The sequence below is a fragment of the Microtetraspora sp. NBRC 16547 genome (assembly GCF_030268965.1).
In the GTDB taxonomy this organism is placed as follows: Bacteria; Actinomycetota; Actinomycetes; order Streptosporangiales; family Streptosporangiaceae; genus Microtetraspora.
The window spans coordinates 162,231-187,958 of record NZ_BSSE01000009.1; the positions used below are offsets into that span (position 1 = coordinate 162,231).

Genomic DNA, 25,728 nt, shown 5'->3' on the forward strand with positions numbered 1-25,728 from the left:
GCCATATGTAAGTAACTTCCGAACAATGCTGTGACTTTGCATGGCATTTACCTTCATGCGAAGGGCTGGACGACAGATGCGTGCACCGAGGCGCAGCGCGCCGAAACGCCCACTGCGGCAGAGGGGAACCTGAAGGTCGCCCTGGTCTGCCTCCTCGCCGACGCCCCCGTGGAAGAGGCGCGGATCGCACTACAGGCCGCAGACGGCAGGGTCCGCGCTGCGCTCGCCGAACTGGTTACGAGCCGAAAGGAAGTTCCATGAGGAGAAGGTGGATCGCGGGGGCGATCGGGGTACTCGCGGTGGCGCTGGCGGCGTGCGCGCCCGGTGGCGGCGCGTCCGACCAGGGCGACAAGGCGGGCACTGACAAGGTCACGCTGAGTCTGTGGTCGTGGCGTGTGGAGGACGTCAAGGCGTACGAGAAGATCCTCGCCAAGTTCGAGGAGTCGCACCCGAAGATTCACGTCGAGTTCAAGCCGTTCCAGGCCACCGAGTACAACAACATCCTGGCGACGGGCCTGTCCAGCAGCGGCGGTCCCGACGTCGCCCAGCTCCGGGCGTACGGCGGGCTCCAGCCGCTGGTCGAGGCGGACCAGCTCCTCCCGCTGGACGGCAAGGTGGAGGCGCTGTCCGGCTTCGACGCCAAACTGCTGGAAGGCGCCAAGGGTCACACCGACGGCAAGATCTACGGTGTGCCGTTCGCCTATCAGACGCTCCAGGTGCTCTACAACAAGAAGCTGTTCAGCGACAACGGCATCCAGCCCCCCGCCACCTGGGACGAAATGATCGCGGCGGCCAAGAAGCTGAAGTCGGCCGGGATCACGCCGTTCGCCGTCGCGGCCGGGCCCGATTCCACCTGGACGCTGCCGATCGTCCACGAGATCTTCGGCAACGCCCGCTACGGCAGCACCGCGTTCCGGGACGCGCTGGTCGGCGGCGAGAAGAAATTCACCGACCCCGACTTCACGGCCTCGATCAAGCTGATCAAGGACCTGGAGCCGTACTTCCCCAAGGACGTGGTGGCCGTCAAGATCCCCGACGTCCAGGCGCTGTTCGCCACCGGGAAGGCCGCGATGTACCCGACGGGCAGCTTCGACCTGGCGCCCGTGCTCGCGGCCAACCCGAGCCTGGAGGTCGGCGTCTTCCAGGCGCCGCCGCCGCCCGGCTCACCGGTGACCACGCCCGTCACGCCGGGCTGGGCCGACGGCTCGTTCGGCGTCAACGCCAAGTCGGCCCACCAGGCCGAGGCGCTCGAACTGGTCAACTGGATGGCGACGCCGGAGTTCGGGCAGCTCTACGCGACCGAGCTGAAGCAGCTGTCCGCGGTCCCCGGGGTCACGCCGTCGGACCCGCTGCTGGCCGAGATGGCCAAGAACTACGCCGGCAACGGCGCGCCGTACATGCTGCTCGTCAACTTCCGGTACGGCCAGCCGAACGGTGACGCGGTCTTCCGGGACGAGGTGCAGAAGATGCTCGCGGGTCAGACCGACCCCGAGGCGGTCGCCGAGAGCGTGCAGAAGGGTGTCGAGCAGTGGTTCAAGCCGGGGAACTGAGCGCTCCTCGACGTCGCGCGGCACGTACCGGCGCCGGTCGCCGGTACGTGCCGCGGTGGCGGGTGCTGGCCGTCTTCCTGCTCCCCGCGCTCCTGCTCTACTCGGTCTTCATGATCTATCCGCTGGTCAGCGCGCTCGACTACAGCTTCTTCAAGTGGCGCGGGATCCGGCAGATGGGGTTCGCCGGGCTCGACAACTACCGGGACCTGCTCAGCATCTACCCGTACGACCAGCAACTGTGGCGGGCGTTCGCGCACAACGCGCTGTTCTTCGTCGGGACCATGGTGATCCAGAACACGGTCGGGCTGCTCTTCGCCCTCCTGCTGTTCCAGTACGGCCGCGGCAGGCGGTTCCTGCAGGCCGCGTTCACCACCCCGTACCTGGTGGACCCGCTGGTCGTCGGCTACCTGTGGAGCCTGCTGCTCAACCCGACGTTCGGCCCGGTCAACGCGCTGCTTGAGGCGGTCGGGCTGGACTCGTGGGCGTTGCCCTGGCTGGGCGACACACGTACGGCGCTGCCGATCGTCATCCTGGTCAACGCGTGGCAGTGGGTGGGCTTCCCCATGCTGCTGTTCTCCGCCGCGCTCGCCGGAATCCCGGCCGAGTACCACGAGGCGGCCCGGGTCGACGGGGCCTCGGCCTGGCAGGCGTTCCGGCGGGTGACGCTGCCGCTGCTCACTCCGGCGATCGGCGTGGTGAGCGTGCTGACGTTCATCGGCAACTTCAACGCCTTCGGGCTGGTCTACGCGATGGCCGGGTCGACCGGATCCCCGGCGGGTTCGACCGACGTGCTCGGTCTGCTGTTCTACCGGGTCGCGTTCGTGGAGGGCGGCGTGGAGGCGATCGGGCGGTCGTCGGCGCTCGCCGTGCTGATGTTCGTGTTCATCTTCGGGGTGTCGCTGCTGGCGACCTCGTACTTCCGCCGCCGCGAAAGGAGGCTGGTGTGACGTCCGCGCGCCGGGCTCCGGGGCGGGTCGCCGTCCACCTGCTGCTGTGGGGGTACGCGGTCGTCGCGCTGCTGCCGCTGGTCGTCATGCTGTTCAATTCGCTGCGGCCGACCAGTGAGATCTTCACCGCGCCACTGGGGCTGCCGACGTCCCCCACGCTGGACAGTTACCTCCGGGTGTGGACGGACGCGTCGTTCAGCACGTACTTCCTGAACTCGCTGATCGTCACCTGCGGCGCGGTGCTGCTCGGCACGGTGGTCTCCGCGCTGGCGGCCTACCCGCTGGCCCGCTACGACTTCTTCGGCAACCGCGTGCTCGGGGCGTACTTCCTGGCCGGGCTGATGCTGCCGATCCGGCTGGGCCTGGTGCCGATCTTCTACCTCATGGACTCCATGGGGTTGATCGACTCGCTGCTCGGGCTCACGCTGCTGTACGCCGCGTCCGGGGTGCCGTTCTGCATCTTCGTGCTGTCGGCGTTCTACCGTTCCCTGCCCGGTGAGCTGGACGAGGCGGCTCGGCTCGACGGGGCCGGCGAGTTCCGGATCTTCGGGCAGATCATGCTGCCGCTGGTGCGGCCCGCGCTGGCGTCGGTGATGTTGTTCCAGTTCGTGCCGCTGTGGCATGAGTTCCTCTACCCGCTGGTGCTGCTGCGCTCCGACGAGAAGTTCACGATCCCGCGCGGGTTGTCGCAGTTCTTCGGCGAGTACACGACCGACTGGTCGGCGCTGTTCGCCGGGCTGGTCCTCGCTACGGCGCCGCTCTTCGTGCTCTTCGTCCTCGCGACCAAGCAGATCATCGCGGGGCTGACCGCCGGTATGAGCAAGTAGGAAATGACCTGCACCATTTGCGCTGTACATGTTAGAGACTTCGACGGAGGCGGCGTGGACCCCGGCGGCGACTACTCGAGCGGCATCCTGGTGCGGTTGCGCGGCGCGATCCCGTCTCTGCGGCCCTCCGAGCAACGGGTCGCGCACGCGGTGCTGGCCGATCCCCAAGGCGTCGCCGACCGGCCGATCGGCGTGCTCGCCCGAGAATGCGGCACCTCGGAGACCACGGTGCTGCGGTTCTGCCGGGCCATGGGGCTGCGCGGCTACCGCGAGCTGCGCCTCGCGCTCGCCCGCGAGGCGACCCTGGAGGCTTCGCGTGCCGGCGGCGCCCGCCCGCTCGACGGCGACATCAGCGCCGACGACCCGCTGGAGGAGATCGTCGCCAAGATCGGCTACAGCGACTCCCGCGCGGTGGCGGAGACCGCCGAGCACCTCGACGTCGCCGCCCTGGAGCGCGCGGTCAACGCGATCGTCGAGGCCCGCCGGGTGGATCTCTACGGCGCCGGGGCGAGCGGCTTCGTCGCGGCCGACCTGCACCAGAAACTGCACCGGATCGGCCTGATGGCGTCCGCCTGGCGGGACTTCCACAGCGCGCTCACCTCGGCAGCGCTGCTGCGCACGGGCGATGTCGCGATCGGCATCTCGCACACCGGCACCACAGTCGACGTCCTGGATGCGCTGCAGCTCGCCGCCGACCATGGGGCGACCACGATCGCGATCACGAACTTCCACCCCTCGCCGATCACCGAGCTGGCCGACATCGTGCTGAAGACCGCGGCCCGCGAGACCCCGTTCCGCTTCGGCGCGATGGGCAGCAGGATCGCCCAGCTCACCGTCATCGACTGCCTCTTCGTCGGGGTGGCCGCCCAGCGCACGTACGACGAGACCCTCACCGCACTGGAGGACACCTACCGCGCGATCAGCAGCCGCCGGCGCAAGTGAGTGCGGCCGGCCGCGATCCGAATCCCGAACAGGCCTAGTACGGCAGGTAGTAGGTGAGCAGATCGGCGGTGAGCGGTGGGAAGAGTGCCTGGAACAGCTCCTCCTCCCTCCTGGCGTAGACGTCCGGCCGGATCCGGGTCAGCCCCTCGATGCCGTGCGGGCCGAACAGCAGGGCGGGCAGGTAGTCGGGCGCCACTCCGGCGCCTCCCACGATTCCGGGACTCTGCATCGCGCCGCCGGCGACGACCTCGCCGAGGCCGTCCGCGTGGACCGGGATCCGGTAGTGGGCGCCGAAGGTGGAGATGACGATGTCGCGGCCGGTGCGATCCATCCCGGCTGTGGTGAGGCGGTGCCAGAGCAGCGGCCGCAGCCGACCGAGGAGCGCCGCGACGTCCGGGATGCGGACGTAGTACTGCTCCGCCTGCTTACGCGGTTCGTAGTCGAGGAACTCCTGCCAGGCGGTGGCGGTCACTGTGCCGGCCCGATGGACGACCCGCACCTCGCTGTCGGGTACCAGGGCGGCGACGCCACGGAGCAGATCCCGCGCCGCCGCCTCGTCGCGTGCGGCGGCCTCGGCCAGGAGCACCCCGTCGTCGGGGGGCGTGGTGCGTCCGACGGCGACGACGGCGTCGGCCTGCTCGAGGACCCAGAGGTTGCTCGCCTCGTGGGCCAGCAGCCATCGCCAGCATGCCGCCGAGTGCGGCATGGCCACGTCGAACCGGCTCTGGGTCGCGTCCTGCAGGGCCGCCATGGCGGGGATCTCGGAGGGCCGGGCGGCGCGGAGTGCGGGTGTTCCCTCGCCGGGCGGTGGTGTGCGCACGGTCTGCGCCGGCGGTATGTCGATGGCGTACTCGTAGCCGAACAGCCGGTAGAAGTACGGGATCCCGATCATCGCCTGCATGACGTGGCCGCGGGCGGCGGAGCGGTCGTGGGCCCATCGCATGAGCGCCCGTACGAGTCCGCGTCCTTCGTACTCGCGGTCGGTGGCAACCAGTTCGACCTGCCCGGCGGGCAGGTGGACGCTGCCGATGCGCACCTCTTCGTCGAGGAGCGTCGCGGTGGAGACGACCCGGTCGCCGTCGACGACCACGGCGCAGGCGGACCAGCCGGCGTCGGGGTCTGTGACGACCAGCCGGTGGTCGAGCGCGTCGGCCGGTTCACCGCGTTCGGCGAGGAGCGTGCCGATCTGGTCGAGGTCTGCGGGCTGTGCCTGTCGCAGCACGAGGCCGTCGGCCAGTGAGATGGGTGCGGGGAAGCCTGTGGTCGCGGTCACGGGGGGACTATCGCATCGTCTGGGCCGCATCGTCCATGGTCTTAGAGCTCCGCTCCCTTTCCGCGGATGAGCTCGCGCAGCGCGAGGAGTTGCGGACGCCGGTCGTCCGACCGCCACTGCATCTCCAGGGGAAGCGTCGCCCGCTCCTGCAGCGGAACCGCGACGACGTTCTCGGACAGGTGGCCGGTCGTCGATCCCGGCACGAGGGAGAACGCCCGCCCCTGCGACAGGAGGTAGAGCCGGGAGCCGACGATCCTGGGCGGGCTCACGAGCACGTGCGGTTCGAGCCCGCGGTCGGCGCACATCGCGAGGACGAAGTCGTAGTACTTCGGATGCTGCTCTCTCGGCCACAGGAGCAGGGGAACGTCCGCGAGGTCGCGGAGGGCGACGCCCGGCAGCCTGGCCGCCGGATGTTCGCGGCTGATCGCGACGAAGACCGGCTCGTCGGCGATCGTCTCCTTGCGGAAGCCGGGCATGTCGTCGAGGAACCGTCCCAGGCCGATGTCGGCGAGCTCGGCCGCGAGAGCCGATGAGACGGCGCCGGTCTCGACGGCCATGTCATCGATCTTGAGGGTGGGAAGGTCGATCTCCGCCTGGCTCAGGACGGCTGGGAGCAGGCGGTTCACGACGCTTGGGGACGCCACGAGGCGAGCGGTGTTCAACCTCGATTCCTCATGGAGCAGGACCTTCCCGATGAGGGAGCCCGCCCGGTCGAGGAGCAGGCGGCCCTCGGACGCCATGACCCTGCCCGCCGGGGTCAGGGTGACCGTGCGGCGGCTGCGGTCGAGGAGGGCGAGACCGACGGCCCGTTCCAGTCGGGCGACCTCCTGGCTCACCGTGGGCTGGGAGATGTGCAGCTTCTCCGCGGCACGCCCGAAGTGGAGGCAGTCGGCGACGGCGAGAAAGACTTCGACCTGCCTGAGAGTGAACTTCATAGCGTGAAGCTATCGCAGCCCGAGTTTTTCATTCTGGTTCTTGAGTGCACGCCTCCCTAGCCTGTGAAGCCCGTGCTCACGCCACGCTCTGTGGGCGACTCGAAGAAGGTCTGAACGTATGTCACGTCTTGCGATCCACGTCTCCGATGAGATCACGCGCGCGGTGGAGACCGGCGCGCCGGTCGTCGCGCTCGAATCCACGATCTTCACCCACGGCCTTCCTCGGCCCCGGAACCTGACGGTCGCCCTCGAAGCGGAGGAGCGGATCCGGGCGGAGGGAGCGGTCCCCGCGACGGTCGGCGTCTACGACGGCGTCCCCACGGTCGGGCTGACCGCCGAGCAGATCGCGGCGCTGTCGGAGGCCGACGACATCGACAAGGTGAGCCTCCGCGACCTGCCCGTGGTAGCCGGGCTCGGGCGGCACGGCGGGACGACCGTCGCGGCGACCGCCTACCTCGCGAACCGGGTCGGCGTGCGGGTCTTCGCGACCGGCGGGCTCGGCGGCGTCCACCGCGGCGCCTCCGAGACGTTCGACGAGTCCGCGGATCTGACGACGCTCGCCGTGACGCCCATCACGATCATCAGCGCGGGCGTGAAGTCGATCCTCGACATCGGGGCGACCCTGGAGCGGTTCGAAACGCTGAACATCCCCGTCATCGGGTACGGGACGCGCCGCTACCCCGGCTTCTACATCTCGGACTCCGGATATGAGCTGCATTATTCGGTGAACTCTCCCGAGGAGGCCGCGAGGATCATCTCCGCCCGCGACGAACTGGGGCTGCGGCAGGCGGTCCTGCTCGCCAACCCCGTCGACGAGTCGCGGCAACTGCCGCCGGACGTGCTCGACGACGTGCTGCGACGCGCGTGGGCGGAGGCCGACAGGCAGGGGATCAACGGCAACGCCGCGACGCCGTTCCTGCTCGAATTCATTCAGCGGGACACCGGCGGCCGCAGCCTGGAGGTCAACGTGGACGTCTACCGCGGCAACGTCACCCTCGGCGCCAGGGTCGCGGCGGCGCTGTCCGCGGAGACGGCGCGGGACCGGACCTAGGTGACCGGTGCTTTTCTGACGATCTCGCGGTGAACGAGTGTGCGGCCCCGGTTCGGGAGTCATTCACGCCGCGGTTCGGCGGCGGGTACGAGGGTGGGCGCCGGTCGTCACGTTCCCGCTGCCAGAGCTTCGTGGTCACGAACCTCGCCAGGGTGGATGCCCGCGGTCGAGCGGGCATTCGACGATGGCGCCAAGGGCCTGCTCCGGCGATCGTCGGCACGGGCCAGCAGATATCCGAGTACCGACAGACCCGACGCGACACCGGCCACGAACAGGTTCACCGGCACTCCGGCGACACGCGGTATCTGCCCGGGCTCGTCCTCGGCCTCGGATCCCGGCAGCGCGACCGCGATGTAGAAGGGCGCATAGGTGAGGATCGGATGCAGTGCAGCGACCTTCAGCGCGAGATCCCGTTCTCGACGTGTTCCCGGTCGCCACAGCAGCCACAGCGCGGCGATTGACCAGCCCACGTCGGTCGCGACGGCCGACGCCGCGTGGAAGCGGGCGTGCGGCGTCCAGCGGGGGTTGAAGACGTGCGTGCGGTTCAGGTCCGCCAGGGCATGGCTGATCCCAGTGCCCAGGACGGCGGCTGTCACGAGCAGCTGACCGACTCTCGCCATTGTGTCCTCCGGGAGTGCCTGGCCAGACGGCGTTCGGCGAAGCAGTGGCGGGCCCCTGCGGTCCGCCCTCCGCTGTGGCCTCCCCTCATGTTGGCCGATTACGCCGCCCGGACGGCAAACTCTCCGCGGTCCCTGGGTGGGGAACCCCCGGCCGTACACGACCACGTCGGGAGCGCCCTGGTCGGCCGCACGCCTGGAGGCCTGCGGGGTCAGGAGCAGGCGGCCAGGAGCTTCTTGCTGGCCAGGTTGACCTTCTTGCTGATTTCGCTCGCCGTGGCGGAGCCGACGTCGAGCTGGGAGAACGCGTCGACCATCTCGGACAGGGCCGCCTTGAGACCACCGTCGGCCCGCTCGGAGAGCTTCTTGAGTGTGTCGGCGTGGCCCGAGATCGCCTTGTTCATGCTCTCGTGGTCGGTGGGCGCCGCCATCACCTTGGCCATGAAGTCGCCCGTCGCGGCGACCGCCTCGGCACAGATCGCCGGGTTGCCCGGGCCGCCCGCGACACCTTTCGTACCGTCGTCGGTGCCACTGTCGTCGGCGCCGCCTGCGACCTTGCTGACGCCGGCCGGCTTGCCTTCTCCGCTCTTGCCGCCGCCGCCGCCGTCGGTGGTGTTGCAGGCCGCGGTGAGGGAGACGAGCACGATCGCCGCGACGGCTGTGAGGGTCTTCCGGAGGTTGCTCATTGGTGGTCCTTCCGATGTTTCGTCACTGAGAAGGAGCTTTCACGCGCTCCCTTGAGGCTCGCTTTCAAAGGCCTGTCACCCAGTGAACACGGCGGACGGGCCGAGGTCGGGGAAAATCGCTGGAGTCAGACCGGTGGACGCAGGTGCCACGGTCCTCAAGCCTGGCCCGCCAGTGGCTGAGAGTGATCCGTGTCAGCACGGATATCGGCAGCTCATGCGTGCGCCCCGGGCCTCTCGCCGGAGACGACGGGAGGGGCCGCCGGACGGGGCTTCAAGCACCTCTACATTCCGGGGTGCTGCCAGACGAGCGGTACGGTCGGCGGCACCCCGGGAACTGTCGGTGCCGAGTGCTTGGGTGGGGGCATGCGTTACGGCATCGACGTCGCGATCCTCGGTGACCTTGCAGATCCGGCACGCCTGGTCACCCTCGCCCGGGAGGCCGAGGCCGCCGGGTGGGACGCCGTGCTGGTGTGGGACCATCTGGCCTTCGCCTGGGGCATGCCGTCGGCCGACCCATGGGTGGCGCTGGCCGCCGTGGCCCAGGCGACCTCGCGAATCAGGCTGGGCACGGCGGTGACGGCCGTGGCCCGGCACCGCCCGGAGAGGCTGGCCCAGACCGTGGCGACGCTCGACAGGCTGAGCGGCGGCCGCGCGATCCTGGGCGCCGGGCTGGGCGGCGTGACGCGGGAGTTCACCGCCTTCGGCTCAGCGCGTCCCGGCGGGGTCGTGCTCGACGAGGCACTCGACGTGATGAGCTCGCTCTGGTCCGGTGACGAGGTGCACCACCGGGGCGCTTGTTACACCGTCGACGGGGTGCGGCTCGCGCCGCTGCCCATCCAGCGGCCCCGGGTCCCGGTGTGGGTCGGCGGCACGGCGCCGGGCGCCCTTCGGCGTGCCGCACGCTGGGACGGCTGGATCGTCGCCGGAGATGACCAGGAGGGCCGCATGACGCTTTCGCCCGACTCCCTGGCCGCTCAGGTCACCGAGCTGCGCCGGCACCGGGCTACCGCGGGTGACCTCGACGTGGCGGTCATCGGGGTGAGCGAGCCCGGCTCAGCGGTGCGGGCCTATGCCGAGGCGGGCGCCACGTGGTGGCTGGAGCACCTCCACAGCTACCGGGGCTCAGTGGAACGGCTGATGCAGCGCGTCAAGGCGGGCCCACCCGCGCCGTAGCGCCGCGTCCAGGATGCTCGCCGGTGGCGCCGGAACCGGACACGTCCTGCTGTCGACCGGGTCTCAGTGGTGGTCCGCGGCGCTGCCCTGCCGTTGTCCCTTGAGGAGGAACCAGGCGGCCAGGGCGGTGGCCAGGAGGACCACCGCGCCGGCGGCAGCCGTACTGGCCAGGCCCGCGGTGAAGGCGTCCTGGGCGGCGGTCAGGAGGGCGTGGCCGTCGGCTCCGCCGAGTGAGGCGGCGGCCTCCGCCGCGCCCCCTATGGAGGCGTGCGCGGCCTCGGCGATTGCGGGCGAGATGCCGGGCGGGGTGGTGAAGCCCTGGTAGACGCCGTTCACGATGGAGCCGAGGACGGCGATGCCGAGCGCCGCGCCGAGCTCGTAGGCGGTCTCGGCGACGGCGGAGGCGGCGCCCGCCTGCTCCTTCGGGACGCTGGAGACGATCACGTCGGCGGTGGTGGTGAAGGCGAGGCCCGCGCCGACGCCGACCAGGAGCAGCGTGGTGAGCAGCAGCCCGTAGCCGGTGCTCGGTTCGAGCCTGGTCAGCAGGAGCAGGGCGACGCCGATGCCGGCGAGTCCGCCGGAGATGACGGCGCGGACCGAGGTCCGGCGGACCGCCGCTCCGGCCAGCAGTCCGGTGAGTACGGCGCCCGCGGTGGCGGGCAGCTCGGCGATGCCCGCCTGGAGCGGCGAGAGGCCCTGGACGAGCTGGAGGAACTGGGAGAGGAAGAAGACCAGCCCGGTCAGGCCCAGTACGGCAAAGAGGTCACAGGCGACGACCGCGGAGAAGCCGCGGTGGCGGAAGAGGCGGACGTCGATCAGTGGTGCGGCGAGGCTCTTCTGCCGGCGGACGAACCAGACCAGGGCGGCGGCACCGACCGCGCCGGCCACGCCGACCTGCGTCGACCAGCCGTGCGACGCGGCGTTCTTGATCGCGTACACCACACCGATCATGCCGACGAGCGAGAGACCGACGCTGGGCAGGTCCCACGGTCCGGGTGCGGGGTTCTTCGACTCGGGCAGCAGCTTCGCGCCGACCAGGACCAGGAGGGCCATCACCGGCAGGTTGATGAGGAAGACCGAACCCCACCAGAAGTGCTCCAGCAGGAATCCGCCCGCCAGCGGACCGAGGGCCGCCCCGGCCGAGGCGCTGGAACCCCAGATGCCGATGGCGAGGGAGCGCTCACGTGGGTCGGAGAAGATGTTGCGGATCAGCGCGAGGGTGGAGGGCATCAGCGTCGCTCCGGCCACGCCCAGCAGGGCGCGGGCGGCGATCAGCAGTTCGGGGCTGGTGGCGTAGGCGTTGAGCAGCGAGGCGGCGCCGAAGGCGGTGGCGCCGGCCAGCAGGAGCTTCTTGCGGCCGATGCGGTCACCGAGGCTGCCCATGGAGACGAGTAGGCCGGCGATGACGAACGAGTAGACGTCGCCGATCCACAGCAACTGGACGCCGGACGGCTTGAGGGCCTCGCTGATGAACGGGGTGGCCAGGGCGAGGACCGTCGCGTCGACGGCGACCAGGAGTACGGCGAGTACGAGCACGCCGAGCGCGGCCCAGCGGCCGGGGTGCTTGTCGTACCGCTCGGTCGGCTCCGGTGTCGGCCGCGAAACGGTGGTCATGGTGCGGTTTGTCCTTCGACAGGGTGGGGGTCGTGAGCGCCGCCGCGATCAGGGCTGCGGGGTGCGGCGTTCGAGGCCGCCCAGCATCAACCCGGTGATCATCGCGGTGTAGTCGCGGGGTGCGGTCTTGCCGAGCTGGATGGTCCAGGCGGCGGCGGAGATGAGCCCGTAGAGGGCTTCGATGAGCCAGACCGGGGAGAGGTCGATGCGGAACTCGCCGGACTCCTGGCCGCGCTTGAACAGCGCGGCGATCCGGACGTCGATCAGCTGCCAGCCCTCGTTGAGCTCCTCGCCCTCGAAGAGCTGGTTCTCGGTGGACAGGAAGGCGAGGAAGCTCGCGACCGGGCGGCTGGCCTCGACCAGCCGTACCAGCGCCTCGGTGGCACTGCCGTCGTCCAGCCGGGCCTGGTCCACGACCTCCTGGAGCTGGCGCATGCCGAGTTCCTCAAGGGCGCGGATGAGCGCGTCCCGCCCGGCGAAGTGCCGGTGCAGGGTGGCGCGGCTGATCCCGGCGGCCTTGGCGATCTCGTCCTGGGTGGCGGTCGCCTTGCGCGAGAGCAGGTCCGCCGCGCAGCGGAGTACGTGGTCACGATCGAACGCCATGAGACAAATATACCTCATGTGAGACATTGATGTCTCAATTCAACGTGTTTTGGCGCGGTGGGGGGCGATCAAGGGAGGGCGGCGGGCGCCGCGCGCGGCCTGTGCGGCGGCTTCCGGCCCGTACAGATCTCCTCAAAAGTGGCGTAAGTCACTACGCTCTATCGAAGTTTCGTCTGTTGCGCCGGTTGGAGAACTTCATGTCTTTCGCTGGACTCTCGGCTCCCTCGGAAGCGGCGGTGGACGTCGCCCTCGCCCGCAGACAGTCTCTCGCTGACCTGCTGCGCCGCTCCGCCAGACGCCATCCCCGCCGGCTCGCCGTCTCGGACGGGAGGACCAGCCGTACCTTCGCCGAGCTGGACGAGGACGCCTCCCGGGTGGCCGCCGCGCTGATCGCGAGAGGTGTGCGGCCGGGTGAGCGGGTCGCGGTGCTCTCGCGCAACAGCGTGGAATACGTGCAGACGATCTTCGGGGTCGCCCGCGCCGGAGCGGTCCTCGTGCCGATCAACTTCATGCTCGGGGCCGACGAGGTCGGCTACGTGCTCGCGCACTCGTCCGCCGTCGCACTGATCGCGCAGGACGCGCTCCTTCCCGTGGCGCGGGACGCGGTCAAGGCGGCCGACCGCCTCCGGATCCGCGTCGTGTACGGGGACGCCGACGAGTGGGAGCCGTTCAGCACGCTGCTCGCTCACGAGGCCGCCGAGGATCCGGCCGTCCTCATCGGCGCCGACGACCCCGCCCAGGTCCTCTACACCTCCGGAACGGAATCGCGTCCGAAGGGCGCGGTGCTGTCCCACGCCGCACTGATCGCGCAGTACAGCAGTTGCGTCATCGACGGCGGCATGGATCGCCACGATGTCGAGCTGCACGCCATGCCGCTGTTCCACTGCGCGCAGCAGCACTGCTTCCTGGTGCCGGACATCCAACTTGGAGCGGTCAGCCATATCCTGCCCGGCCCCGACCCCGCCGCCGTGCTGGAGGCGATGGAGCGCCACCGGGTGACGAAGTTCTTCGCTCCGCCGACCGTGTGGATCTCCCTCCTGCGCCACCCGGACTTCGACCGGCGCGATCTCTCCTCCCTCAGGAAGGGCTACTACGGCGCGGCCATCATGCCGGTCGAGGTGCTCAGGGAGATCGGCGAGCGGCTGCCCGGCGTGCGCCTGTGGAACTTCTACGGCCAGACCGAGATGGCCCCGGTCGCGGTCATGCTTCAACCGGAGGACCAGATCCGCAAGGCGGGCTCGGCCGGCCAGGCCGCCCTGAACGTCGAGACCCGGGTCGTGGACATTGACGGCAACGACGTGCCCCCGGGGGAGGTCGGGGAGATCGTCCACCGGAGCCCGCATGCCATCCTCGGTTACCTGGACGACCCGGAGAAGACCGCCGAGGCCTTCCGCGGCGGCTGGTTCCACTCCGGCGATCTGGGGGTGATGGACGAGGAGGGGTACCTCACGGTCGTCGACCGGATCAAGGACATGATCAAGACCGGCGGTGAGAACGTCGCCAGCCGGGAGGTCGAGGAGGTCATCTACGAGCACCCCGCCGTCGCCGAGGTCGCGGTCGTCGGGGTCAGGCACCCCAGCTGGATCGAGGCGGTCGTCGCGATCGTGGTGGCCAAGCTGGGCACGGCCGTCACCGAGGAGGAACTGCGGGCCCACACGCGGTCGCGGCTGGCCGCCTTCAAGGTGCCCAAGGCGATCGCGTTCGTCGACGCGCTCCCGAAGAACCCGAGCGGCAAGATCCTTAAGCGCGAGCTGCGGGACCTGCACGCCGGCCTCGCCGGCCGGATCCCGGGCGCCGGCCGCTGACTCCGGCCGCCGCCCCGAGCTCCTACGCCTGGTTCGTCACGGCACGCTCTTACGGCGGCGGCGTGACCGCCTCCGAACTGAGCGCTGTGGTCAGCCGGGGGCTGGAGTCCGTGTGAGCTTCCAGAGCCAGCCGATGTGGCGTAGTCCGAGTCGTTCGGCCACACGCTGGGAGGAATGGTTGTCCGCGCTCGTGCTGTAGAACAGGTGGGGACACTCCGTGGAGAGCAGGTCGGCCCAGGCCGCGGTGGTCGCTGCCGCGTAGCCGCGGCCACGGAACGCGGGGGAGGTCCAGGTGCCCGCCTCGGCACCCGCGGACGTTCTACGCGGGGTGTGGCAGATGGAGACCACCTGATCTCCCTCGATGATCATCGACCACGGCGCTCCTTCGCCACCGCCGACGAGTTCCTCCCACTCCTCCGGCTCCCAGTTGCCGGGCCGCATGGCGCGGACGCGCTGAGCATCCGTCGGACTGCCCGATCGGAGCACCGCGACAGGGATCTCGAGCCGGACGGGCGAGGATATCAGGTAACTCGGCCCTCCGGTCGCCGTCAACCGACCTGACCCGGCCTCATCCAAGAGCGCGTGGCACTGCTCCAGAACGGCCGGAGCCCGGCCGGGGTTTGTCGGGCTGGTATCGGCGACAAGGTCGAGCACCTGACCGGCGAGGCTGTCGGACACGGTGTCAGCAACTGCCGCGCTGATGCCGTCAGCGGCTACGGCGAGAACCAGCTCTTCAGATCCGCGAAGTCGGCCATGGTCGTCGACATCCCACAGAACGTTCATCTCGATCTGCAGAAGATCGAGATCCCGGAGATCATCGGAAGCTTTGATCACGGTCGTCCCGCCTCGAGGGGACGTCTGTGGTGTTGAACCCTTCAGCGAGCTGGTTCTCCCACGCCCGCTTCTGGACTTCTCGCAGATGCACGCGTTTCTCCGGTGGCCTTGGAGCTGTTGACTCGAGCCGCGAGCCTATCGGCTCGTACCTGCTCGAGACGGCCGGCAGCACCCACCCCGGCTTCTGCCCCGCCTCCCGTCGCCCGGCAGCGGCCTGACCACAGCCGCGGCCCGGCGGCGCCGCAGCGCGTTCGCGGTGCCGTCGCACAACGGCGCGGCGGGGCGGCTCCCCGTGAGGGGCGCTCGCCAAGAGCCCTTCACGTGCGCGCCGGGCAGGACTTCCGACGGATGGGAGGTCCTGCCCGCTCACGACCTCGGGCGGGCGGGACCGCCATCGCCTCTTTCCGCCCACAGGGAATCGACAGCAGGGGAAACAAGAATGTTGCTGGAGAACAAGAACGTCGTCATCTACGGCGCCGGTGGCAGGATCGGGGGCGGATGTTTCCCAGCTGAACGACCGACAACGAAGACGGTATCGCCCCCGAGGACCGCGAGCGTGTGTAGCGCCCCGCAGCGGGCGGGATGGTCCGCAGCCGTCGTAGTTCACGGTCGGTCGCTGTATCGAGCTGATCTTCCTAGACAAAAATTTCCATACTACGTTATAAGGTCACTCCGTTGCTCCACTGTAGGACTGCGGAGGTAGTGATGGCTGATGTCCGTGTCGAAGTCGAGGGCACGACCACCACGATCTGGCTGGACCGTCCCGACCGGCGCAATGCCGTCGACGGCCCGATGGCCGCCGAGCTGCGGGCGGCGTTCGAGGAGTTCGAGGCCGATCCGGGTCAGCGCGTGGCGGTGCTCGCCGGTTCCGGCGGGACGTTCTGCGCCGGAGCCGATTTGACCGCGGTGGGCGACCCGGCCCGCCGTAACGAGCTCGACCCAGCCGGCGGCGGCAGCGGCCCCATGGGACCGACCCGACTTCAGCTCGGCAAGCCTCTCATCGCTGCGATCAGCGGCTACGCCGTCGCGGGCGGACTTGAGCTGGCCCTGCTCGCCGACCTGCGAATCGTGGAGCGCGACGCGGTGCTGGGCGTCTTCTGCCGGCGTTGGGGGGTGCCGCTCATCGACGGCGGCACCGTCCGCCTGCCTCGAATCATCGGCCTGGGCAGGGCGCTCGACCTGATCTTGACCGGCCGTCCGGTGAAGGCCGACGAGGCGCTCGCGATGGGACTGGCCAACCGGGTCGTCGAACCCGGTCAGGCGGTCGACGCCGCCCAGGAGCTCGCCGACCAGATCGCGGCCTTCCCGTTCGAGTGCGTGCTGACCGACCGCGCCTCGGCCTACGCAGGCCTCGATCTGACCGTCGCCGAGGCGCTGCAGGCCGAGGGAGCCGCGGGCGTCCCCATCGTGGAGCGCGAGGGCGTGGCCGGCGCCGCCCGCTTCGCCGCCGGCGCGGGTCGGCACGGAAGTTTCACCCGGAGAGGAGACCACCATGAGTCCCACCACCCGTGAGCTGATCGTTCACGGCGCGCGCGCGATGGAGTACTCGGTGAAGCAGCCGCAGGAGTTGAATCCGAGGCGGCGGTAGACGGGTTCTCCGTCCGAAGACGCTTGCAGGACCACGGTGCGGTAGCCCTCGTCGTACGCGGTGTGCAAGGCCGCCAAGGTGATGGCGCCGCCGTAACCGCGTCGGCGGTCGGACGCCAGGGTCGCGATGTTGTAGATCCCAGCGACTCCCGCGTGGAGGAATACCTCGGCCGAGCAGACGGGGCGGCCGTCAACATAGCCGACCAGGTAGCGAGCGGGGCAGTCAGGGGCAAGGGCCCACTTGGTGGCATCAGCGAAGAAGCGGCGCACCGTGGCGGCCGGTGGGTCCCAGTTCGCTGCCAGGACGGTCGAGTAATCGGCGAGTCGCCCTGGGGTCGTCACCCGGCGGATGTCCAGATCCCCAACGCGTGGCTCGGGTGGGGCCGCATGTAGGTCCTTCCACATGCCCGTCTCGGTCTCAGACGCCTGAAGTCCAGTGTTTTCCAGGAGCGAGGCGAGATTCGCCGGTGTGGAGGCGGGGCCCACCCACCACGAGAAGGGACGTCGAGTGGTGGCCAGAGCCTGGAGGGTCTGCGTGATCCGCGCCGTGACGGTGTCGGAAGTGAGACGCGCCCATGCGACGATGTTGAAGGTGTCGTCGTCCCGGCCGCTGTCGGCGATCAGGAGGTCGCTCGTCTCCGTGACGGTCGCGCCCTCCATATGCCGGTGCAAGTGACAGGCGTGTTCGGCAAGGTTCTGCTCCATTTTGACCAGCAGGTCAGGGTCACCGCCGATGGAGTGTTTCGTTTCGTTCATCGCGGTTCATCACATCATGCCTGTTCGCAGCTCGCGCGCGAATTCCCGGTCGACGGCATCTCCAGGTCGTCAGGGGAAGACCATCGCCTCCATTCCCTCGGCGGGCGGACGTCACCCCAACACCGGCGCCATCGACCGCAACATCACCGCAGCCGGAACAAGCCGTGTGGCCATATCCCGGGCCGCCACTGCCGGAGGCCGCGACCGCCGGGAGATCGCGGCGAGCCGAGCAGCACGTCGCACCACGGCCCGTGCCATCGGCCCGGCTCGCGAGGGTGACGGGGGGTGGGCCGTGCAGTGTGTGGTCGTGGTCGTGGTCCGCTCGGCCCGGCCGGCGCCTCGGGTTCGGCCGACTTGCTGAGGGATACCCCCTCGGGTATGTTGAGGGCATGGAGATGAACGAGATGTTGGTCGGTGACGCGGTGACACGCCTGCGTCGCGCGCATGGTCAGCTCGCCGGGGTGATCGGGATGATCGAGGCGGGGGAAGACTGCGCGAAGGTGCTGACCCAGCTCGCCGCCGTCTCCAAGGCGCTCGACCGGGCCGGGTTCAAGATCGTCGCAAGCGGTCTCCGGTGCTGCCAGGCCGCGCAGGAGCGTGGCGAGGAGCCCCCGATGAGCGTGGCCGAGCTGGAGAAGCTGTTCCTGGCCCTCGCGTAGGCGGCCCTGCCGCTGTGGGCCGCTTCGGCTTGGCTGGTACATACCCCCGGGGGTATATCACGTTGGTGAAAGGAATAAGACCGATGGCTACCACTCCTCTCTCTTCGGATGTCGATGTCACGACGGCGCGTGCCATGATCGCGTCGAACCCGGATGTGCTTCTCGTCGATGTGCGTACGCCGGGGGAGTTCGACTCGGCGCACATCGACGGCGCGATCAACCTGCCCCTCGATCAGATCGGTTCTCGGTTGCGGCGGATCGTCGCGGACGCCGGGGGGACGATGGTGCTGATCTGCCAGTCGGGAAACCGGGCCGGCCAGGCGCGGGAGAAGCTCTGTGGGGCCGGGCTGGCCGATGCCGTCGTGCTCAACGGCGGGATGAACGCATGGATCGCCGCCGGCGCCCCCGTGGTGCGCGGCAAGCAGAAGTGGAGCCTGGAGCGCCAGGTCCGGCTGGTCGCGGGCGGCATCGTGCTCACGTCGATCGTGGCCGACCTGTGGCTGCCGGGGGCGCGGTTCGTGGGGGCCTTCGTGGGTGGGGGTCTGGTGTTCGCGTCACTGACCGACACCTGCGCCATGGGCATGATGCTCGCCCGGCTGCCCTACAACCGGGGCCGGGATGTGAACGTGGACGAGGCGATGGCGTGCATTCGCCGGCCCGCGCGTTCCAGGGCCTGATCGAGGCTTCCCGCTGTCGTAAACGACGGGGACGTCTGTCTGCCATATACCCCCCCGGGTATATAGGAAAGGAGTGTCATGATCGTCTTGACCTTGGCCGCCGCCGTGGTGGTCGGGCTGACGCTCGGCCTGTTCGGCGGCGGCGGGTCGATCCTGACCGTGCCGCTGCTGGTCTATTTCGCGGGTGTCCCGGCCAAGTCGGCGATCGCGATGTCCCTGTTCGTCGTGGCGGTGACCAGCGCGGTCAGTGCTGTCGGGCATGCCCGGGCGGGGCGCATCCGCTGGAAGACCGGTCTGATCTTCGGCTTGGCGGGCATGGTCGGCGCCTACGGTGGCGGGTTGATCGGGCCGCGGTTGCCCGAGGCTTTGCTGCTGGCCGCGTTCGCGTTGATGATGGTGGCCACCGCGACCGCCATGATCCGCGGCCGCAAGTCGCCGGAGCGGCGTCCGGCACACAGTGAGTTGCCGGTCCTGCACGTGGCGGTCGAGGGCGTCGTCGTGGGTTTGGTCACCGGGCTGGTCGGAGCGGGCGGCGGATTCCTGGTGGTGCCGGCGCTGGTGCTGCTGGGTGGCATGCCGATGAGTGTCGCGGTGGGCACGTCGCTGGTCGTCATCGCGATGAAGTCGCTCGCCGGGCTCGCCGGCTACATGCAGACGGTCCAGGTCGACTGGGGGATCGCGCTTCCGGTGACTGTGGCCGCGGTCGTCGGGGGGGTGATCGGTGGCCGGCTCGCGGGGCGGGTTCAGGCGGACCGGTTGCGTCAGGCTTTCGGCTGGTTCGTTCTGGTGATGGGTGGGTTCGTGCTGGTTCAGCAGGCGCCGCCGGCGTTGTTCCACACGGTGTGGGGCGTCGCCGTGCTGGTCGCGATCGGCGTGGTCGTCGTGGCCCTCGTGGCGTACCTACTTCTACGCAAGGGGCGTCGGCGAGGCGTGCGAGCCCGCGGACTGCCGGACCTGACCAACGGGTGAGACAAACACACCCGGAGACAGAGAGGAATGCGTCATGGTCACAGAACTGACCAAGGGCAACTGGAACGCGACGGTCGACTCGGACGGCATCGTGTTCGTGGACTTCTGGGCCGCGTGGTGTGGCCCGTGCCGTCGGTTCGCCCCGATCTTCGAGGCGGTCGCCGCCCGGAATCCCGACATCGTGTTCGGCAAGGTCGACACGGAGGCGGAGCGGGAGCTGGCGGGCGCGTTCCGTATCACCTCGATCCCGACCCTGGTGGCGATCCGTGACGGCATCGTGCTCTTCGCCCAGCCGGGAGCCCTGTCCGAAGCGGCGCTCGACGACCTCGTCGCCAAAGTCAGGGCGGCCGACATGGCGGAGATCCGCCGTCATGTGACCGGACGGCCCGCCGTGCGCTGACCGGCCGGAGGCCCCGCGATCGGGCGGGGCCCGAAGTCCTGTCGCCGCAACATACCCCCAGGGGTATTTTCTGAAATCTCGTTGAACCACAGGAGGATGGACATGATCTTCACGCAGTACTACCTGGACTGCCTGTCGCAGGCCTCGTACCTGATCGGGGACGAGACGAGCGGTCGTGCCGTGATCGTGGACCCCAGGCGTGACGTGTCGGAATACATCGCGGACGCCGAGGCGCGCGGGCTGAAGATCGAGGAGGTGATCAACACGCACTTCCACGCCGACTTCATCGCGGGCCACCTCGAGATGGCCGCGCGCACCGGCGCCTGGATCGGTTACGGGCATCGCGCCGAGGCCGAGTACCCGATCCGGAAGCTCACCGAGGGCGAGCGGATCGAGCTGGGCGAGGTCGTGCTGGAGATCCTCGAGACGCCCGGCCACACGCCGGAGTCGATCAGCGTCCTGGTGTACGAGCACGCCTCGGACGCCGTGCCGTACGGCGTGCTGACGGGTGACGCGCTGTTCATCGGCGATGTGGGACGGCCGGACCTGCTCGCCTCGCTCGGCATGACGGCCGACCAGCTCGGCCGGATGCTGTACGACAGCGTCCAGCGCAAGCTGATGGCCCTTCCGGACGAGGTCCGGGTGTTCCCCGCGCATGGTGCGGGCTCGGCCTGCGGCAAGAACCTCTCCACCGAACGGCAGTCGACGATCGGCCACCAGCGGCTGACCAACTACGCGTGCGCGCCCATGAGCGAGGAGGAGTTCCTGTCCATCGTCACCGAGGGGCAGCCTCCCGCGCCCGGCTATTTCGTGTTCGACGCGGTGCTCAACCGCAAGAACCACGAGTTGTTCGACGTCGACGCGCACGCCCGGCCCCTGTCGGCGGAGGAGTTCCTGGCCAGGCGGGCCGCGGGCGCGGTCGTCGTCGACGCCAGGGACGCGCAGGAGTTCGCGCTCGGCCATCTGCGCGGCTCGCTCAACATCCCCGCGGACGGCCGCTTCGCGGAGTGGGCCGGCACGGTCGTCAAGCCCGGAAGTGAGATCATCGTCATCACCCCGCAGGGTCGGGAGGACGAGATCGTCACCCGTCTCGCCAGGATCGGCCTCGACACGGTCACCGGATATCTGGTCGAGCCTGAGACCGCCTTCCTCGCCGTTCCCGGTGAGATCGCCCAGGCGAGTCGCGTCACCGTCGATGAGCTGCGCGAGGCGTTCGAAGGGGCGGAGGCCCCGGCGGTCATTGATGTGCGCAACGCGGGGGAGGTCGCGAACGGCGCCATCGAGACCGCGGTGAACATCCCGCTCGCCGAGCTCCCCGCACGGCTCTCCGAGATCCCGGCCGACCGTCCTGTCGTGGTCCACTGCAAGGGCGGCGCGCGCTCGGCCATCGCGGCCAGCCTGCTCAGGCACCAGGGGCGGGACCGGGTGTCCGACCTGCTCGGCGGTTACGATGCCTGGCAGCGCGCCGTCACGCCCGCCGAGGCATAGCTCGCAAGACACGGATACCCGCCCGCTCGGGGCGGGTATCCACGTCAACGGCCGGACCCGTCACACCTATGGGCGCGTGGTGGAACACACCTCATCGACTCGTCGACCGCCGGGTGTCACTTGACGATCTCCAGGACCGCCATCATGCCCGCGTCCTCGTGATTGAGAATGTGGCAGTGCAGGACGGTCTTCCCGGTGTAGTTCAGGAAGTGGATCCGGATGACGATCCGTCCCCTGGGGAGAATGCTCGCGGTGTCCTGCCAGCCATGGCCGTGATGCGGCTGGCCGTTGATGCTCATCAGCTGAAAATCGTTGGTGTGGACGTGGAAGGAGTGTTCCTCGTCGCTGTCATTGCGGACGGTCCACTCCTCGACCGTGTTCAGCTTGGACCGGATGTCCACCCGGTTCATGTCGAACTGCTTGCCGTTGATGTAGAACTCGGTCCCCGCTTTGTTCTCGGAGAACACGATGGTGCGCCGCGCGGCGACGGCGGCGTGGCTCAGGTCCTCTGTCGGCGCGAAGACGGTCGTGGGCAGCGCTGGCGGGTGTACCGACTCTCCTTCGGAGACCAGGGTGGCCAGGGTCGCCTGCGGGAACTTGTTGCCGGCGGGCCCGGTGCTGTACGGGAGCGTCTGCAACTGGGTGCGGCCGGGCGGGCCGCCTCGTACGAGCACGTCGAACCTGGCACCGGCCGCGAGGAGGAGCGAGTCAGCGGCCCAGATCCGGTCGACGGGGTTGGCGTCGTGGGCGATCACCTGGAACGGCTGGCCCTGCAGGCGGACCCGGTAGTAGATGTTGGCGCTGACATTGGCCAGCCGCCAGAGCTGGATCTCGCCCGGCCGGATGCGGATGGTCGGGTTCAGCTGGCCGTTGACCGTGCGGTTGGTCGGTGCGCTGATGTGCAGATCCTCGGTCTTGATCGCGTCGCCCTGGACCTGGAAGTCCTTGAAGGCGATGACGTGCTCTTCGATGTGACGCAAGCCCGGCGGCAGATACTGCTTCAACCCGTCGACGACGATGATGCCCGACATTCCCCCGGCGACCTGCGGCGCCGAGATCGGATGCGCGTGTGAGTGGTACCAGTAGGTGCCGGGTTTGAGGTTGCCCGGGAATCGGTAGGCGTAGTGGAACGTCTGGCCGGGATCGATGTGGATGAAGACGTTGTCGGAGTGGCCGCTCGGCGACACGTGTAGCCCGTGCACGTGCAGATTGGTGTAGGGCCCCAGCCGGTTCTCCATCGCCAGCTCCAGTCGGTCTCCCGGCCGGATCCGCAGCGTGGGCGGCATGTAGTGGCCGTTGTAGGTCAGGGCCGACAACGTGCGCCCGGCCACCTCCACCCGCCGCCGCTCAACGACAAGCCGCGCCCGCAGAATCCCGTTGTGGCTCACCAGTTGCGGCGGGTCACGCAACGGAACCCCTTCTGACGCCGATGGCGGTGAAGGGCCGCCGACGTGGCCGCTCGCCGCGATGGTGACGGCGAGAACCACGGCTGCGGCGAGGACGTTCAGGTTCCGTCGAACTCGCATCACACCCCTCCGATGTGAATGCCGTTCGTCAAGCTCCCCGATCCAGATTCACCTGACCCGGCCATCGTACGCGGCGCTCTTCCAGGGCTTTCCATCTGCGCCACCCGAAGTCCGTTCAGCGGCAGTTGAACGGCATTTCCTCGCCCAAAAAGGCGTCGTGGCACCGGAGCACTCGTAGGCGGTGAGCGAGTGGGTATGGCGGTGAGTGACGACCAAGGAGTCGTGACTACGGGGCGTAGGCCGGGGATCAGTGTGCGGCTGGGCCGCCGGGTGAAGCGATGGGGTTCGGATGACGAAAAGCAGCGGACGGCCGGTATGAAGGCCGTCGTCTTCGCCGGCACCCGCTCGGTCGCGGTCGAGGACGTCCCCGACGCGGTGCTGGAGGAGCCCGACGACGTCGTCGTCCGGATCAGCTCGAGCGCGATCTGCGGGACCGATCTGCACATGTACGACGGGCGCACGGGAGCCACCCAGGGGCTGGTCCTGGGGCATGAGCCTCTCGGGGTCGTCGAGCAGGTCGGTTCCGCGGTCGAAATGGTCAAGCCGGGGGACCGGGTGGTGATTCCGACCCACGTGTATTGCGGAGTGTGCGTCAACTGCGCGCGGGGACTGTCGGCGGCCTGCCTGCGGGTGCGCCCCGGCGGCTTCGGCGCGGCGTACGGTTACGCGGGTATGGGGCCCTATCGCGGCGCGCAGGCCGAGCTGCTGCGGGTGCCGTTCGCCGACGCCAACTGCGTCCCAGTGCCCGGGGAACCGGGCGACGATCGTGAAGACGATCTGGTGTTGCTGGCTGATGCGTTCGTGACCGGTTGGCACGCGACCGTGTTGGGGGAGGTGACCGCGGGCGCGACGGTCGCGGTGTTCGGCGCGGGGACCATCGGCCTGCTCGCGGCCTACAGTTCCTTGCTGAAGGGGGCCGCCGAGGTCTACGTCGTCGACGCGGTACCCGAACGGCTGGACAAGGCCGGCGAAATCGGTGCCGTTCCCGTCGATTATCGGCAGGGGGATCCGGTCGACCAGATCCGCGAGCTACGCCGGGCCGGTGGCCTGGCGCCCGGTGAGGCGGCGATGAGCGGGGTCCAGGTGGGCATCGACGCGGTGGGATTCCAGGCTCACGACCGCCTGACCCCCGGAGCGGAGAACCCGACGCAGGTCGTCAGCGATCTCGCCCGGCTGATCAACCCGACCGGGCATCTGGGCATCATCGGTGTCTACGCCGAGAAGGACCTCCATCCGGCCCCGAGCGGGCACGCCGACGGCCGCCTGACGGTGCCGTGGGCGAGCTTCTTCTCCAAGGGGGTTTCGGTGAGGTTCGGTCGCACGCACGACCGTCGCTACACGGTGCTGCTGCGTGATCTCGTGCTGTCCGGACGAGCCCGTCCCAGTGTGGTGGTCACCCATCATGGCCGGCTCGATGACGCGCCTGGGTTGTACCGGGCCTTCGACCAGCGCGCCGGCGGAGTCATCAAGGCCATCCTGCGGCCGTGACCGCGCACCGGGGGTGCGAACGCGCTGGTGGAGCCGGGGATCCCGACGCCTACCAGGTGCGATGTCGCGACCGGGGTCAGCGGCGGCAGATGAGGTGGAGCCGCCCCCAGGAGGTGTTGGCGTAGCCCTTGGGATTCCATAGCGTCGCCGGTGATTCGGGCTGTGTGGTGCCCGCGCAGTCCCAGGCGCGGGCGACGATCTCCACCTCGCCCTCGGACAGGACGACGGTGGTGCGCCAGTGCTGCCAGGCCCAGGGACCTGCCGGTGCGTCCAATTTCGCCTGAGTCCAGGTATGTCCGGCGTCCAGGGAGACGTCCACTCGCGCGACGCTGCGGCCGTCGCCCGCGAGCGCGTAGCCGGTGATCTCGGTCGGTCCGGGAGGCACCCGAGAGCCGTGCTCGGGGCGCAGGATGTCGCAGGTGAGGGCGACCGGCCCGAGAGAGATGCCGGCCCCCGGACCGCACTGGGACGGGTCGGCGTCGGGAGGCAGCATGCGGTACGCGACGGCCTGGAAGTAGCCGTCTGAGGGGTCGGCCTTGGCGGTGATGCGCTCGAGCCATTTCACGCTGCGGGCACCGATCCAGCCCGGCACGATCACGCGCAGCGGGGCGCCGTGGACGGCGGGCAGGGGATGGCCGTTCATCGCCCATGCCAGCAGAACCTCGCCGGCGGTGGCCTTGGCCACAGGGATGGAGCCGACGTAGGGCTGGGGCGGGTCCGCTTCCTGCGCCACGTCCGGCGCAGAGAAGGAGACGTGCGCGGCCTCGGGGCGCAGGCCCGCCTCGGCAAGCACGTCCGCGAGGCCCACTCCGATCCAGGAAGCCGTGGAGATGGCACCGGACCTCCAGGGATCCTCGCCCGGAATGTCACGAATCTCGATCAGCTCGGCACGGCGGTTGCCCGCGCATTGCAGCGTCGCGATCACCTCACGCTCCGGGAAGCGGGAGCGCAACTCCTCCAGCGACAGGCGCAACGGCCGCTCGACCAGCCCGTCCACCTCCAGTCGCCAGGTGGCCGTGTCTGTCAGGGGGATGGGACCGTGGTTGCGGCTGTAGAAAGCGTCCAGCGGCGTGGTCAGCCGCTCCGCCAGGGCGTATGTGGGCGGCTCTGCGTTGAACGGCTCCTCCTCGTGAACGAGCATGTCATCCCTTTTGTCCCACTTCGTCATGCTTTCCGGGTACCCCGGAGAGAGGGCCGTGATGCGTGACCGGCGCTCGCGCGAAGCCAGTGTGAGAAGCCGCGAGAGCCGGCGGCCGGGTGCCGACCGGCACTTGCGAGCAGGTGGAGGCCCCCTCTGCCGGGCCTCCACCTGCTTCCCCGG

At 69.4% G+C, this 25,728-nt stretch carries 25 protein-coding genes; 15 read left to right on the plus strand and 10 right to left on the minus strand.

The features are described from left to right. Nucleotides 1–257 precede the first annotated feature (257 nt). The 4 genes from QSK17_RS15460 to QSK17_RS15475 are packed head-to-tail and all read left to right on the plus strand — an operon-like array spanning nucleotide 258 to nucleotide 4,266. Complete coding sequence (locus QSK17_RS15460; RefSeq protein ID WP_285705425.1) at nucleotides 258–1,550, plus strand: extracellular solute-binding protein; 1,293 nt, start codon at nucleotides 258–260, stop codon at nucleotides 1,548–1,550. After that, a complete protein-coding gene (locus QSK17_RS15465) occupies nucleotides 1,529–2,497 on the plus strand; it encodes a carbohydrate ABC transporter permease (protein WP_285705426.1) in 969 nt (322 codons plus the stop codon). The genes QSK17_RS15460 and QSK17_RS15465 overlap by 22 nt, the downstream gene beginning before the upstream one ends. Continuing rightward, the gene (locus QSK17_RS15470; protein ID WP_285705427.1) at nucleotides 2,494–3,324 is read left to right on the plus strand and encodes a carbohydrate ABC transporter permease; all 831 of its coding nucleotides are present in this window, start codon (nucleotides 2,494–2,496) and stop codon (nucleotides 3,322–3,324) included. The genes QSK17_RS15465 and QSK17_RS15470 overlap by 4 nt, the downstream gene beginning before the upstream one ends. 54 nt (nucleotides 3,325–3,378) lie before the next feature. Further along, the gene (locus QSK17_RS15475) at nucleotides 3,379–4,266 is read left to right on the plus strand and encodes a MurR/RpiR family transcriptional regulator (RefSeq protein ID WP_285705429.1); all 888 of its coding nucleotides are present in this window, start codon (nucleotides 3,379–3,381) and stop codon (nucleotides 4,264–4,266) included. A gap of 34 nt (nucleotides 4,267–4,300) precedes the next feature. Here the strand turns inward: QSK17_RS15475 and QSK17_RS15480 are convergent, their stop codons facing one another. Together QSK17_RS15480 and QSK17_RS15485 are read right to left on the minus strand one after the other, a co-directional pair. Beyond that, nucleotides 4,301–5,539, minus strand: a complete 1,239-nt coding sequence (locus QSK17_RS15480) for a GNAT family N-acetyltransferase (protein WP_285705430.1) — start codon at nucleotides 5,537–5,539, stop codon at nucleotides 4,301–4,303. Nucleotides 5,540–5,580: 41 nt separating this feature from the next. Further along, the gene (locus tag QSK17_RS15485) at nucleotides 5,581–6,474 is read right to left on the minus strand and encodes a LysR family transcriptional regulator (protein ID WP_285705431.1); all 894 of its coding nucleotides are present in this window, start codon (nucleotides 6,472–6,474) and stop codon (nucleotides 5,581–5,583) included. A 118-nt stretch (nucleotides 6,475–6,592) separates the two neighbouring features. Between QSK17_RS15485 and QSK17_RS15490 the strand changes: the two genes are divergently transcribed. After that, nucleotides 6,593–7,525, plus strand: a complete 933-nt coding sequence (locus QSK17_RS15490; RefSeq protein ID WP_285705432.1) for a pseudouridine-5'-phosphate glycosidase — start codon at nucleotides 6,593–6,595, stop codon at nucleotides 7,523–7,525. Nucleotides 7,526–7,632: 107 nt separating this feature from the next. Here the strand turns inward: QSK17_RS15490 and QSK17_RS15495 are convergent, their stop codons facing one another. Both QSK17_RS15495 and QSK17_RS15500 read right to left on the minus strand, forming a co-directional pair. Beyond that, a complete protein-coding gene (locus tag QSK17_RS15495) occupies nucleotides 7,633–8,145 on the minus strand; it encodes a DUF6640 family protein (RefSeq protein WP_285705433.1) in 513 nt (170 codons plus the stop codon). A 209-nt stretch (nucleotides 8,146–8,354) separates the two neighbouring features. Beyond that, nucleotides 8,355–8,828: a DUF8711 family protein gene (locus tag QSK17_RS15500; protein WP_285705435.1), complete on the minus strand. Its 474-nt coding sequence runs from the start codon at nucleotides 8,826–8,828 to the stop codon at nucleotides 8,355–8,357. 363 nt (nucleotides 8,829–9,191) lie between these two features. On the opposite strand from QSK17_RS15500, the gene QSK17_RS15505 reads away from it, so the two are divergent. After that, on the plus strand, nucleotides 9,192–10,001 hold the full coding sequence (locus QSK17_RS15505; protein WP_285705436.1) for an LLM class flavin-dependent oxidoreductase: 810 nt from the start codon (nucleotides 9,192–9,194) through the stop codon (nucleotides 9,999–10,001). A gap of 63 nt (nucleotides 10,002–10,064) precedes the next feature. Here QSK17_RS15505 and QSK17_RS15510 read toward each other — a convergent pair whose 3' ends face one another. Both QSK17_RS15510 and QSK17_RS15515 read right to left on the minus strand, forming a co-directional pair. Beyond that, on the minus strand, nucleotides 10,065–11,615 hold the full coding sequence (locus QSK17_RS15510) for an MFS transporter (protein WP_285705438.1): 1,551 nt from the start codon (nucleotides 11,613–11,615) through the stop codon (nucleotides 10,065–10,067). A gap of 48 nt (nucleotides 11,616–11,663) precedes the next feature. Continuing rightward, nucleotides 11,664–12,218, minus strand: coding sequence for a TetR/AcrR family transcriptional regulator (locus tag QSK17_RS15515; protein WP_285705439.1), 555 nt, complete (start codon nucleotides 12,216–12,218; stop codon nucleotides 11,664–11,666). Between the two features lie 197 nt (nucleotides 12,219–12,415). On the opposite strand from QSK17_RS15515, the gene QSK17_RS15520 reads away from it, so the two are divergent. After that, on the plus strand, nucleotides 12,416–14,023 hold the full coding sequence (locus QSK17_RS15520) for a fatty acyl-CoA synthetase (protein ID WP_285705440.1): 1,608 nt from the start codon (nucleotides 12,416–12,418) through the stop codon (nucleotides 14,021–14,023). Nucleotides 14,024–14,113: 90 nt separating this feature from the next. On the opposite strand, the gene QSK17_RS15525 is transcribed toward QSK17_RS15520, so the two are convergent. Then, a complete protein-coding gene (locus QSK17_RS15525; protein ID WP_285705441.1) occupies nucleotides 14,114–14,464 on the minus strand; it encodes a GNAT family N-acetyltransferase in 351 nt (116 codons plus the stop codon). A gap of 141 nt (nucleotides 14,465–14,605) precedes the next feature. On the opposite strand from QSK17_RS15525, the gene QSK17_RS15530 reads away from it, so the two are divergent. Both QSK17_RS15530 and QSK17_RS15535 read left to right on the plus strand, forming a co-directional pair. Continuing rightward, nucleotides 14,606–14,893, plus strand: coding sequence for a hypothetical protein (locus tag QSK17_RS15530; protein WP_285705442.1), 288 nt, complete (start codon nucleotides 14,606–14,608; stop codon nucleotides 14,891–14,893). A gap of 669 nt (nucleotides 14,894–15,562) precedes the next feature. Next, entirely contained in the window at nucleotides 15,563–16,369 is an 807-nt protein-coding gene (locus QSK17_RS15535) for a crotonase/enoyl-CoA hydratase family protein (RefSeq protein ID WP_285705443.1), read from the plus strand. A gap of 9 nt (nucleotides 16,370–16,378) precedes the next feature. On the opposite strand, the gene QSK17_RS15540 is transcribed toward QSK17_RS15535, so the two are convergent. Then, on the minus strand, nucleotides 16,379–17,200 hold the full coding sequence (locus QSK17_RS15540; RefSeq protein WP_285705445.1) for a GNAT family N-acetyltransferase: 822 nt from the start codon (nucleotides 17,198–17,200) through the stop codon (nucleotides 16,379–16,381). A gap of 389 nt (nucleotides 17,201–17,589) precedes the next feature. Between QSK17_RS15540 and QSK17_RS15545 the strand changes: the two genes are divergently transcribed. The 5 genes from QSK17_RS15545 to QSK17_RS15565 all read left to right on the plus strand — a co-directional run bounded on the left by QSK17_RS15545 (nucleotide 17,590) and on the right by QSK17_RS15565 (nucleotide 21,393). After that, nucleotides 17,590–17,859, plus strand: a complete 270-nt coding sequence (locus tag QSK17_RS15545; RefSeq protein ID WP_285705446.1) for a metal-sensitive transcriptional regulator — start codon at nucleotides 17,590–17,592, stop codon at nucleotides 17,857–17,859. A gap of 83 nt (nucleotides 17,860–17,942) precedes the next feature. Continuing rightward, nucleotides 17,943–18,536, plus strand: a complete 594-nt coding sequence (locus QSK17_RS15550; protein ID WP_285705447.1) for a rhodanese-like domain-containing protein — start codon at nucleotides 17,943–17,945, stop codon at nucleotides 18,534–18,536. A 78-nt stretch (nucleotides 18,537–18,614) separates the two neighbouring features. Beyond that, entirely contained in the window at nucleotides 18,615–19,505 is an 891-nt protein-coding gene (locus QSK17_RS15555) for a sulfite exporter TauE/SafE family protein (RefSeq protein WP_285705448.1), read from the plus strand. Nucleotides 19,506–19,539: 34 nt separating this feature from the next. Next, nucleotides 19,540–19,905, plus strand: a complete 366-nt coding sequence (locus tag QSK17_RS15560; RefSeq protein WP_285705449.1) for a thioredoxin family protein — start codon at nucleotides 19,540–19,542, stop codon at nucleotides 19,903–19,905. Nucleotides 19,906–20,007: 102 nt separating this feature from the next. Beyond that, complete coding sequence (locus QSK17_RS15565; RefSeq protein ID WP_285705450.1) at nucleotides 20,008–21,393, plus strand: MBL fold metallo-hydrolase; 1,386 nt, start codon at nucleotides 20,008–20,010, stop codon at nucleotides 21,391–21,393. A 116-nt stretch (nucleotides 21,394–21,509) separates the two neighbouring features. On the opposite strand, the gene QSK17_RS15570 is transcribed toward QSK17_RS15565, so the two are convergent. Further along, nucleotides 21,510–22,919, minus strand: a complete 1,410-nt coding sequence (locus QSK17_RS15570; protein WP_285705451.1) for a multicopper oxidase family protein — start codon at nucleotides 22,917–22,919, stop codon at nucleotides 21,510–21,512. 222 nt (nucleotides 22,920–23,141) lie between these two features. Here QSK17_RS15570 and QSK17_RS15575 point away from each other — a divergent pair, with 222 nt between their 5' ends. After that, a complete protein-coding gene (locus QSK17_RS15575; protein ID WP_285705453.1) occupies nucleotides 23,142–24,407 on the plus strand; it encodes a glutathione-independent formaldehyde dehydrogenase in 1,266 nt (421 codons plus the stop codon). A 76-nt stretch (nucleotides 24,408–24,483) separates the two neighbouring features. Here QSK17_RS15575 and QSK17_RS15580 read toward each other — a convergent pair whose 3' ends face one another. After that, nucleotides 24,484–25,548: a sulfite oxidase gene (locus QSK17_RS15580; RefSeq protein ID WP_285705454.1), complete on the minus strand. Its 1,065-nt coding sequence runs from the start codon at nucleotides 25,546–25,548 to the stop codon at nucleotides 24,484–24,486. Nucleotides 25,549–25,728 lie beyond the last annotated feature (180 nt).